The 12,430-nt window shown below is 33.1% G+C and carries 9 protein-coding genes and 1 tRNA gene; 6 read left to right on the top strand and 4 right to left on the bottom strand.

What is annotated here, in order from left to right:
* From KO504_RS06535 to KO504_RS06550, 4 genes are all read left to right on the top strand, one after another.
* Window positions 1–2,451 (top strand): gliding motility-associated C-terminal domain-containing protein (locus KO504_RS06535; protein ID WP_215925536.1); only part of this gene is annotated, 2,451 nt, incomplete at its 5' end.
* Between the two features lie 16 nt (window positions 2,452–2,467).
* Window positions 2,468–3,406, top strand: coding sequence for a PorP/SprF family type IX secretion system membrane protein (locus tag KO504_RS06540; protein WP_215925537.1), 939 nt, complete (start codon window positions 2,468–2,470; stop codon window positions 3,404–3,406).
* A 10-nt stretch (window positions 3,407–3,416) separates the two neighbouring features.
* Entirely contained in the window at window positions 3,417–5,297 is a 1,881-nt protein-coding gene (locus KO504_RS06545) for an OmpA family protein (RefSeq protein WP_215925538.1), read from the top strand.
* 26 nt (window positions 5,298–5,323) lie between these two features.
* Window positions 5,324–5,824 carry a GTP-binding protein gene (locus tag KO504_RS06550; protein WP_215925539.1) on the top strand — a complete coding sequence of 167 codons (501 nt, stop codon included), beginning with the start codon at window positions 5,324–5,326 and terminating at the stop codon, window positions 5,822–5,824.
* On the opposite strand, the gene era is transcribed toward KO504_RS06550, so the two are convergent.
* The 4 genes from era to proS all read right to left on the bottom strand — a co-directional run bounded on the left by era (window position 5,815) and on the right by proS (window position 9,278).
* Window positions 5,815–6,696: a GTPase Era gene (era, locus tag KO504_RS06555; protein ID WP_215925540.1), complete on the bottom strand. Its 882-nt coding sequence runs from the start codon at window positions 6,694–6,696 to the stop codon at window positions 5,815–5,817. The genes KO504_RS06550 and era overlap by 10 nt on opposite strands.
* Before the next feature lie 646 nt (window positions 6,697–7,342).
* Complete coding sequence (gene rpsT, locus KO504_RS06560; protein WP_215925541.1) at window positions 7,343–7,594, bottom strand: 30S ribosomal protein S20; 252 nt, start codon at window positions 7,592–7,594, stop codon at window positions 7,343–7,345.
* A gap of 24 nt (window positions 7,595–7,618) precedes the next feature.
* Window positions 7,619–7,690 (bottom strand) — tRNA-Glu (locus KO504_RS06565).
* A gap of 109 nt (window positions 7,691–7,799) precedes the next feature.
* Window positions 7,800–9,278, bottom strand: a complete 1,479-nt coding sequence (proS, locus tag KO504_RS06570; RefSeq protein WP_215925542.1) for a proline--tRNA ligase — start codon at window positions 9,276–9,278, stop codon at window positions 7,800–7,802.
* Window positions 9,279–9,379: 101 nt separating this feature from the next.
* On the opposite strand from proS, the gene KO504_RS06575 reads away from it, so the two are divergent.
* Both KO504_RS06575 and KO504_RS06580 read left to right on the top strand, forming a co-directional pair.
* Window positions 9,380–10,435: a hypothetical protein gene (locus KO504_RS06575; RefSeq protein ID WP_215925543.1), complete on the top strand. Its 1,056-nt coding sequence runs from the start codon at window positions 9,380–9,382 to the stop codon at window positions 10,433–10,435.
* 35 nt (window positions 10,436–10,470) lie between these two features.
* The gene (locus KO504_RS06580; RefSeq protein ID WP_215925544.1) at window positions 10,471–11,991 is read left to right on the top strand and encodes an OmpP1/FadL family transporter; all 1,521 of its coding nucleotides are present in this window, start codon (window positions 10,471–10,473) and stop codon (window positions 11,989–11,991) included.
* Window positions 11,992–12,430 lie beyond the last annotated feature (439 nt).

Raw genomic sequence — 12,430 nt, forward strand, 5'->3', positions numbered from 1 at the left:
CTTTCTGGCACACCTGAAACTGGTGGTACTTGGTCTCCTGCACTAACTAGCGGAACTGGAATATTTGATCCTAACACAGATCCTGAAGGTGTTTATACATATACTTTAAACAATTCATGTGGAACTAATTCTGCAACTGTCACTGTTTCTTTATCTGATGTAAATGATGCTGGAACTGATGGTACTTTAGAACTTTGTAGTACAGATACTGCTGTAAACTTATTTGACAGTTTAGGTGGCACACCTGATATTGGTGGTACTTGGTCCCCTGCACTTGCTAGTGGAACTGGAATGTTTGACCCAATGGTTGATGCTGCTAACACCTATACCTATACTGTTTCTAGCGGAACAGTTACTTGTCCTGATGCTACGGCAACAGTTACTGTTTCTATTTTACAAGCACCTAATGCTGGAAATGACGGAACACTTAATTTATGTGATTCAACAAATACAGTTAATTTATTTGATAGTCTTTCTGGCACACCTGAAACTGGTGGTACTTGGTCTCCTGCACTAACTAGCGGAACTGGAATATTTGATCCTAACACAGATCCTGAAGGTGTTTATACATATACTTTAAACAATTCATGTGGAACTAATTCTGCAACTGTCACTGTTTCTTTATCTGATGTAAATGATGCTGGAACTGATGGTACTTTAGAACTTTGTAATACAGATACTGCAGTGGATTTATTTGATAGCTTAGGAGGAACTCCACAAACAGGTGGTACTTGGTCTCCTGCATTAACAAGTGGGACAGGAGTATTTGACCCAATGGTTGATGCTGCTGATACCTATACATATACTGTTTCTAGTACAGGTTCAAGCTGTCCTGATGCTACTGCTAATGTTGTTGTAACGTTTACTCAAGCACCAAATGCCGGAACTAATGGTACACTAGATTTGTGTTCTAGCGATTCTAGTTCAGTTGATTTAATTGATTACTTAGAAGGAACTCCAGATACAGGGGGAGTTTGGTCTCCTGCTCTTGCCAGTGGAACAGGAATGTTTGATCCAGCTATAGATGCCGCTGATATTTATACTTATACTATAAATAATTCATGTGGAACTAGTTCTGCGACAGTAACAGTCTCTATTTCAACTGCAAATGACGCTGGTACAGATGGTACTATTGAGTTTTGTAGTAATACTTCACCTATAGATTTATTTGATAGTTTAGGAGGAACTCCACAAACAGGTGGTACTTGGTCTCCTGCATTAACAAGTGGCACTGGAGTATTTGACCCAACGGTAGACACTGCTGATACCTATACGTATACTGTTTCTAGTACAGATTCAACTTGTCCTGATGCAACTGCTAATGTTGTTGTAACACTTACTCAAGTACCAGATGCTGGATTAGATGACACACTTAATTTATGTATCGATGATACAAACTCTGTAGATCTATTTGATAGTTTAGGTGGTTCCCCACAAACTGGAGGGATATGGACACCTGCACTTGCTAGTGGAACTGGAGTGTTTGACCCTACAGTTGATACTGCTGATGTATACACCTATACCGTAACATCAACAGAATGTAACTTAACAGCTTCTGCTAATGTATCTGTTACAATACTAGACCTTCCAGACGTTACAGGACTAGAACTTTCTATGGATAACAATTTCATTTGTTTAGGTCTTCAAGATGCCGAAATTATTATTAGTGGAGCTAATCAATTACCAGATGGTGATTATTCTATTGTATATCAACTTAGTGAAGCTAACGCTTCTGTAAATACTGCTGCAATTTCTGTAGTAAGTGGAAACTCAACATTTATAATTCCACAAACACTATTACCAAACCCTGGAATTACTATGGTTACTCTGACTCAATTATATGTACTTGGGCAAACTTGTAGTGCAATTACTAATACTGTTGAACCTTATAAGATAATAGTACAAGATCCACCAACACCAGAATTAATTGACAACGGCACAGAGTTTTGTATAGAAGATAATCCAACCATTGCAGATTTATCCAACAACATTTCTAACAATATAAATGTAGGCGACTCAATTGTGTGGTATGATCAAGCTATTGGAGGTATACCTTATGCTGATACAGATGCTTTACAAGAAGGGATTATATACTATGGAGCATTTAGAACAGAAAATAATTGTGAAACAAGTATAAGATTAGAAGTAACTATTAGTTTTATTGAATGTGTAAAAAGCATTGTAATACCAGATGGTTTTTCTCCAAATGGCGACCATATTAATCCTGTTTTTGATATTCTTTACTTAGACGAACTTTATCCTAACTTTAAACTTAGCGTTTATAATAGATATGGAAATATACTTTACGAAGGCGACAAAGACTCCCCTAAGTGGGACGGAACATGGAAAAACAACAATACTGTTTTACCTGTTGGAGTATATTTTTATATCTTAGAATTTAATGATGGAAAAACGGAACCAATACAAGGTAGAGTGTATCTAAGTAGATAATTTACGACATATTAAAATGATAAGTAAAATAACAACATATTGCATTGCCATAACAACTCTTTTTTTAGGGTTGAAATTGCACGCACAACAAGATCCTCAATACAGCCAATATATGTATAATATGAGTGTCATAAATCCTGGTTATGCTACAGATGACAACTCTATGATGAATCTTGGCCTACTTTATCGTACGCAGTGGGCTCGATCTATTGGTGGACCAACAACCGGTACATATTTTGTTCATTCTACAATTACAGATAACGTAGAAGGAGGCTTATCTGTTGTACATGATGAAATTGGTGACGTTGTAAAACAAACAAGTGCTTTTGCAGATATAGCTGTTGTGGTTCCTGTAAGTGCAAACACAAAGTTATCCTTTGGGATAAAGGCTGGCGCTACTTTTTACAGTACCAATTTTGATGGGTTTGTATATTCTGACCCTTTACCAGATCCGGCCTTTGCAGAAAATATAAGCCGAGTTATTCCTAATGTTGGAGCTGGATTATTCTTTTTCTCAGATCATTATTATTTAGGCTTATCTGCACCAAATCTTTTAGAAACAAAATACCTTGAGGAGGATAGCGGAATTATATCTCAAGGTAAAAAAAATATACATGTATTTTTCACTGGTGGTTATGTCATAGATTTAAATGATACTTTTAAGTTTAAGCATTCTTTTATGGCAAAGCATGTCGATGGCGCACGCTTATCTATAGATCTAAATGCAAATGTTTTAATTGATAATTTGGTAGAAGTTGGTGCTGGCTATCGCTTTGATGATTCTTACGTTGGTATGATTAATTTTTCAATGACTGATGCCATACGTATTGGTTATGCCTACGACCATACAATATCTAATTTAGGTAGATTTAATTCGGGATCACACGAAATAATGCTATTATTTAACATTGGTAAACTCGGAAAAGGCTACGACAAATCGCCAAGATTTTTCTAATTAAAGACAAATGAAAACGTTTAAACTATATATCTTATTTGCTGTTTTAACAACAGGAAATCTATGCTTTTCACAATCTAGTAAAGCTGATGCGCTTTACGAAAATAGAGCATATGTTGAAGCTGCTGAGATTTATTCGGAACTTCCAAAAACAGCAGTTAATTTAGAAAAGCTAGGAGACTGTTATTATTATAACTCTGAATTTGATCGTGCTTATAAAGCCTACAAACAAGTTTATGATTTAAAAAATGATACGGAACTCACTGAAGCATTTTATTTCAAGTATTTTGATGTATTAAAAGGAACCAGAAAATACGAAGAATCAGATGAAATTTCATCTCTTTATTTAAACAACCCTATTAATACCAAAAGTTTTAAATCGTTGTTAAAACGTATTATTCCTTATGAATATGAACTAAAAAATATTACAGAAGATATTGGAGGTTCAAATTTTGGAGTTGGTATTTATGGAGATAAAATCGTTTTTTCTTCAACAAAAAATTTAAAAAATCCAAATTACAAATGGAATAGCAAACCGTATTTAGATTTATATGAAGGTAAAGTAACTGTCGGAAATTCTATAACATTAGATAGCATACAACCTTTTAATAAAAATATAAATACTTCAAAACAGCATGAAAGTAATGCCGTATTTACCAAAGATGGTAAAACCATGTATTTTTCTAGAAATCACAAAAATCGAATTGATTTAGATTCTACAAAAATTGCTGTTGTTAGTATCTTTAAAGCAGAACTAGTTGATGATAAATGGACAAATGTAGAACCTGTACCCTTTTCTAGTAACACCTACTCTACTATGCATCCTGCTTTAAATAGTGATGAAACAAAATTATACTTCGCTAGTGACATGCCAAATACCATGGGCTCTTTTGATATCTTCTACGTAGATATCTTAGGAGACAATTCTTTTGGTGAACCCGTTAACTTAGGTGCAAATATTAATACTGTTCGTAGAGAACAGTTTCCTTTTATTGCTCAAGATAGCACTCTTTATTTTGCTTCTAATGGAAAAAATGGTTTTGGTGGTCTAGATGTATTTTCGAGTAGCATAAATAATGATAAATACCTCGATGCACTTAATTTAGGTGAATCTATTAATACTGAAAAAGATGACTTCGCATTTGTCGTAATCGATTCTTTAAACACTGGATACATATCTTCTAATAGATCTGGTGAAGATAATATATATACTTTTAAACGCATTGAAACCGAAAGAACTTATACCATTGAAGGTTTAGTTACAGACAAGGTAACAGGTGAAATTTTACCTAATACAACCGTAACTTTATTTGATGAAGATGGAAATGTAATAAGTGAAGTTATAGTGGGTGAAGACGGAAAATATCAGTTGACAACTAAGCCAAATCAAAATTATTCTGTTGAAGGTTTTCAACCTAAATATATTCCTCAAATTGAATTTTTTGACACTAATGATAAAGGCAACATAGAATTTAATATTGAGCTTGAAATAGAATCTTATAAAGATGCTGAAGAAATTGTAACTGATGATGAATTTGGTAACACTTTTATTGAGTTAGAAAATATTTATTTCGACTTTGCGAAATGGGACATTAAACCACAAGCTGCAAGAACCTTGGATGTATTGGTAGATTTACTTAAAAAGTACCCAAGAATGGAAATACAGCTTGGAGCACATACAGATTCTAGAGCAGGCTTTGAATTTAACTTAGACTTATCTGAAAAACGTGCAAGAGCAACTTTAGAATATTTAGTACAAAACGGAATCTCAAGAGCGCGTTTAACGTCTAAAGGTTATGGAGAGTCACAACCATTAGTTCCGTGTGGCGAAAATTGTACAGAAACAGAATTTTCAATTAACAGACGTTGTGAATTCCTTATTTTAAAATAAAGGAAACACTCTGTTTCACAATAATTATGGCACTTTCCAATGAAATCGTATTAAGGCCTCGTTTTAAATTTGAAGTAACAACTCATAACGAAAAATTACTAAAAGGTTTTGACGAAACAAAAACTAACCAAACAGAATTTATTGTTTCTAGGATTGACGATCACGTTTTTATAAAATTCCCAAAAAAAGACCAACATTTTTGGTCTCCTCAATTGCATTTAGAAATTAATGAAGATGGAAAAGGTAAAACAATAGTTCATGGTCTTTTTGGCCCCAACCCAACCGTTTGGACTATGTTTATGTTTTTTCACTTTATAGTCGCTGCTCTTTTTCTAGGTTTTGGAATTTGGGCATATACAAACATAAGCCTAGGAAACACTTATGCGATACAGCTGTTTCTAATGCTTTTTATGATTCTAATATGGATTGTATTATATTTTGCAGGTAGAATTGGACGTTCAAAAGGAAAACCAGAAATGTATAAATTACATGATTTTATGAAAAAGACTCTTAGAACTTACCGTTGATTATAACCAAAACGTTTTAACTGATTCTGATTACTTCTCCAATTTTTATTCACCTTAACATACAATTCTAAATGCACTTGTTTACCAAAGAATTTTTCTAAATCTTTACGTGCTTCTACTCCTACTCGCTTTAATGCCGAGCCTTTATGTCCAATAATAATTCCTTTTTGAGTCTCTCTTTCTACCATAATTACGGAACGCATTCTTATAATATCATCCGCTTCAAAAAACTCTTCAGTATCAACTTCTACAGCATACGGAATTTCTTTTTTATAATGTATTAAGATCTTTTCTCTAATGGCTTCGTTTACAAAAAAACGTTCCGGTTTATCTGTTAATTGATCTTTAGGGTAAAATGCAGGAGACTCTGGTAATAATTCAATAATTCTATCAAATACATTCTGAACGTTAAAACCTTCTGTTGCTGAAATTGGAAAAAACTCGGCATTAGGCACTTTTTGTTGCCATAACTCTGACTGTTCTTCGAGTTGTTCTTGGTTTGACGTGTCAATCTTATTTAACAATAATAAAACAGGAATCTTTGAATTTGTGATTTTATTAAAGAAAGCTTCATCTTTTAACTCCTTCTCACCTATTTCAACCATATAAATTAATACATCTGCATCATCAAAAGCTGACTTTACAAAATCCATCATAGACTCTTGTAGCTCATATGCTGGTTTAATGATACCTGGTGTATCACTTAAAATCACCTGAAAATCTTCGCCATTTACAATACCTAAAATTCGATGTCTTGTTGTTTGTGCTTTTGATGTTATAATAGATAATTTTTCACCTATAAAAGCATTCATCAACGTAGATTTACCAACGTTAGGGTTACCAATAATATTTACAAAACCTGCTTTGTGCATTCAATATGTTTTAGACTGCAAAGATAGTTTAAAAAACTTGATCACATTTTATTTGTTTAGCGATCTATTAGTATAGCGATTAATTTCTATGTTTTAAACCTTATAAAACTAGGTAGACACAAATAGAATTGTGGTTTTACAATATAATTACCTAAAGACAAGAAAATAATAATCCTTCAACAATTATAATAGCTTTTAAAACATTTTGAAGTGAACAAAACTGACACTCAAAAATTTTAGACCGATGAGAAATACTCTGTTTAGCAAATACGTGTAATTAGGCTAGTAATAAACGTATATTACCTAGTTTATGGAAAACGGAAGACCAGTAGCACAATAATTATCTAAAACTTTTATGGTAAGCCTAAAATCAAATTACCAAAAAAAAAACGTCCTACAAAAGCATAATCACATTGCTATCGTAAAAAATAAAACAATTTATCTTTAGTTTTGAGCTACATTGCTTGTGTTTACAAGCGCCAAGCCAACAGACTTTAAAACGTCCTTAAACTTAATATGGTACTACTGATAAATAGTTTTACATAATCGCAACACTTAATAATTTTACAAGACTAAAAAAACATTGAAAATAAAAAAAGTCTTTCCAAAAAGGAAAGACTTTTTAATATCTTAGTAGAATCTAAAATTATATTGTAGCAACATGTTTAGTTAACTGTGATTTTAAGTTACCCGCTTTATTAGAATGAATCACATTCTTTTTAGCTAACTTATCAATCATACTAATTACAGAAGGCAACATTGTTTGCGCTTCTTTAGCATCAGTAATTTCACGTAACTTCTTTATAGCATTACGAGTTGTTTTATGCTGATATTTATTAAGTACACGTCTTTTTTCGTTACTTCTAATTCTCTTTAAAGCTGACTTATGATTTGCCATTATATTCTTTCTTATTAAAAATTGTAGCCCGTAGGGGAATCGAACCCCTCTTACATGGATGAAAACCATGCGTCCTAGCCGATAGACGAACGGGCCATTTTGGTTATTTTATTATTTAAATGAACCGACAACGTTTCCATTGCGGTTGCAAAAATACAACTATTTTTAAATTCTGCAACACCTAAGTAATTTTTTTTTTAAAAAATTAATATGCCTTGGCAAAAAGCACACGTTGAACTGATGGTTTCCCGCTGTATACGCACGTTCCTTCCTCTTTTTTATTTTTCATAGGTATACATCTAATAGTTGCTTTTGTTAACTCTTTTATCTTTTGTTCAGTCTCTGCTGTACCATCCCAATGGGCTGAAATAAATCCTGTTTTTGTATTTAAAACCTCTTTAAAAGTTTCAAAATCATTTACTTCAGTAATATGCTCGTCTCTATAATTTAAAGCTTTTTGAAATAATTCATTTTGAATTACCTCAAGAAGCTCTTTTATTTTTGAAGCCAAACCATCCATCTGAACAATTTCTTTAGTTAAGGTATCCCTTCTTGCCAATTCGATGGTATTATTTTCTAAATCTTTTGGACCTATGGCAATTCTTAAAGGCACACCTTGCAATTCGTGCTGCGCAAACTTTGCTCCTGGTCTATGAGTTGTTCTTTTATCAAACTTACAGCTTACTCCTAATGCTTTTAATTCTTTAATTATGCTTTCAGCTTTTTCTGTAATTGCTTCAAATTGCTCATCAGTCTTATAAATAGGTACAATAACAACCTGAGATGGTGCTAAGTTTGGTGGTAATACCAAACCTTTATCATCACTATGCGTCATTATTAACGCTCCCATTAATCGTGTTGAAACTCCCCAAGATGTAGCCCAAACATAATCTAGTTTACCTTCGTTGTTGGTAAACTTAACATCAAATGCTTTTGCGAAATTTTGACCTAAAAAATGAGATGTACCAGCTTGAAGCGCTTTTCCATCTTGCATTAATGCTTCAATACAATACGTTTCTACAGCACCTGCAAAACGCTCACTTTCTGTTTTCACTCCTTTTATAACAGGTATAGCCATAAAGTTTTCAGCAAACTCTGCATAAATATCATTCATTTGTTCTGCTTCAACTAATGCTTCTGCTTTTGTAGCATGAGCCGTATGTCCTTCTTGCCATAAAAATTCGGCCGTTCTTAAAAATAAACGTGTTCGCATTTCCCAGCGTACCACATTGGCCCATTGATTTATTAAAATTGGTAAATCTCTATAACTTTGAATCCATCCTTTATAGGTATTCCAAATAATAGCTTCACTTGTTGGTCTAACAACTAGCTCTTCCTCTAGTTTAGCTTCAGGATCTACTCGTAACTTCCCGTCGTTATCTGGGTCATTTTGCAATCTATAATGTGTAACAACAGCACATTCCTTAGCAAAACCTTCAGCATTTTTCTCCTCTGCTTCAAATAAGCTTTTTGGAACAAACAATGGAAAATATGCATTTTCATGACCTGTTTCTTTAAACATGCGATCCAATTCAGCTTGCATTTTTTCCCATATGGCATAACCGTACGGCTTTATAACCATACAGCCTCTTACAGCAGAATTTTCTGCTAAATTAGCCTTTACAACCAATTCATTGTACCATTTTGAATAATCTTCAGCTCTACTCGTAAGATTTTTGCTCATTTTAAGTGTTTTGGCACAAATATTGTGCTTATGTTAAATGTATTAAATAGTTCAGCAAAACTAACTATTTTTGCTATGTTCAACAATAAAAAAAAAGAGATATGCAATTTAAAACTATTATAATTAAAAAATTGCCATTTTTTGTTGCACTTGGTTTAGCGACTGTGTTAACTTCTTGTGGGTCGTTTCAATATTCTGGATACGACAATGACGGCATCTATTCTTCTGAAGAATATGAAAAAGAAACCGACGAACCTGTCGTGACAACTTCGACTAATGACTCTAATTATTACAAAAATTATTTTGCTGAAAATTCAGCAGAAATTGAAGCCATAAAAGAGGAAAGTGAAGTATTTACAGATATAGACTCCTATGAAAGTAACTATGTTGAAACTCCTCAAGATACATTAGAACAACGACCAGCTTATGGTGGTTGGGGACAAGACAACAACACTATAACCATTAATTACATCGACAATAGTTGGTATGGTTACAACAATCCATGGATGTGGAATATTGGTTTTGGCTATGGTTACTATGGCTGGGAACGTCCTTGGGGATACAGGTATAATAATTGGGGTTGGAATAGTCATTGGGCTTATGGTTATGGCTACCATTCTCCTTGGTACTACAATTACGGTTATGCTTACGGCTACGGTCATAACAATTGGGGCTGGAATAATAATTACTACAGAAACACCAATAGATATGCTTACAGCAACTCTAGAAGAGGATCATTACTTTATAATAATAACTTAAGCCGTAGAAATACTTCTACACTTTCTCGCAGAAGTAATTCTGCACTATCAAGAAGAGATTATTCTACTCGTAGAGTATTAAACTCTAGTAATGCCACTAGAAGTACTAGAAGCACAAGAACATTTTCTAATTCTTCAACTAGGACAATTAGAAACTCAAGTTCAACTAGGCCTACACGTACAGTTAGATCGAGTTCAAACACGAGAGTTAGACCTTCTACAACAAGGTCAACAAGATCAAATACTAGAGCAACTACGCCTACAAGAAGCACAAGATCTTCTGGTTCTGTACGCTCTAGTTCTAGCAGCTCTAGGTCTTCATCTGGCAGCGTAAGATCATCAGGAAGTTCTAGGTCTTCTAGTAGTAGCTCATCTAGCAGTAGACGTGGCAGAGGATAAACTTATATTTGATTCCTAAATTTAAAAAATTACTTATGAAAAAATTACTTATGTTATTAGGCGTAGGCTTAATAAGCACATCCTATATTGTAGCACAAGACATTACTGACGCAGTAAGATATTCTATGGATGAAATTCAAGGAACAGCTCGTTTTAAAGCCATGAGTGGTGCTTTTGGAGCCTTAGGAGGGGACATGTCTAGTGTTAATATTAATCCAGCAAGTTCTGCTATTTTTAATAACAGTCATGCCTCATTATCTGTAGGCTTATTTAATAAGAGTAATGATATCAGTTATTTTAATGAGAATAATTCATCATCAGATTTAACCATTGACTTAAATCAATTAGGTGCTGTGTTTGTTTTTAATAATGTGAATTCGAATTCACTTTGGAAAAAATTCTCGTTAAGCGTTGCTTATGATAGTTCTACAAACTTTGATAATGATTGGGTTGCTAGAGGAGTAAATCCAAATAATACAATTGGTGATTACTTCGTTGAGAATGCTAATGGACAACCTTTAGATGATATTTCTGCTTTACCGGGAGAATCTTTATCTCAAGCTTATTCTGAAATTGGCTCTATATACGGTTTTCAAAATCAACAAGCATTTTTAGGATATGAAGGCTATATCATAAATCCTGATGAAGATGACACTACAAACAATTATATTTCAGCTATTAAAGGCGGAAATTACAATCAGCATTACTCCTATGCTAGTTCTGGTTACAACGGAAAATTAGCATTTAATTTTGCAACAAGCTATAATGACAAGTTTTATTTTGGATTAAACTTGAACTCACATTTTATAAACTACGATCGCTCTACTTTTCTTGATGAGTCTAACTCAAATGCCAATTCTACAATTACAAACGTAAATTTTGAAAATAATTTACGAACAACAGGAAGTGGGTTTTCTTTTCAATTAGGAACTATTGCTAAGATTACTGAAGCATTTAGAGTGGGATTATCATATAACTCACCAACTTGGTATAGAGTCTCTGAAGAAACTTCACAGTATTTAGCCACAACTAGAATAGAAGGAGGAGTACCTATTAACCAAATAGTAAATCCAAATATTATAAACATATACGAAGATTACAAATTACAAACACCAGGAAAACTTACAGGAAGTTTAGCATATGTTTTTGGAAAGAAGGGCCTAATAAGCTTTGATTATGCTATAAAAGATTACAGTAATATAAAGTTTAGACCAACATCTGATTCGTATTTTTCATCAATAAACAATGAAATAAATGCTACTTTAGACACAGCCACTTCTTATAAAATAGGTGGAGAATACCGCTACAAACAACTTAGCTTTAGAGGAGGTTATCGTTTTGAAGAAAGTCCTTATAAGGATAATGATTTTTATGGTGATTTAAACGGCTATTCCTTAGGTTTAGGATATAATTTTGGTGATTTTAATATTGATTTAGCATTTAGCCAATCTGAACGTGAAATCAACTATCAATTATATAATATAGGACTTACAGATGCAGCTTCAATTAAATCTAAATACACAGATTTTATATTAACGTTAGGTTTTAATATATAACAGAACTTGCAATACACAACAAAAGAAGCCTGAGCATTTAATTGCTCAGGCTTTCTTGTTTAGACATCACTACTTAACCAAACCTATTACAAGTGTCAATTTTATATCAAAAAGATTGTCTATAAGATTGCTTTACTCGGTGCAAAAAGTATTCTGCTACTTACATTAGGTTTAATTGTGTAAAACTTCATAATTCTATAAGTTAGTAATTTATTTCACAACTAAATAAATAGTATTATCTGTTGTTTAAATTTGTTATACAACCTAAGTTCATCATTTTTACATAATGAATTTCTGACTATTGTAACGGTTACAAATCGACTCTTATTAGTATAGTTACGACTTAAGATTACAAAAAAAAAGCCTGAGCATTTAATTGCTCAGGCCTTTTTTTTTATCACATCTACATTTTATCGTTTTAAGGTAAAATGGGCTTTAT

Source organism: Winogradskyella psychrotolerans (genome assembly GCF_018860565.1).
GTDB lineage: Bacteria > Bacteroidota > Bacteroidia > Flavobacteriales > Flavobacteriaceae > Winogradskyella > Winogradskyella damuponensis.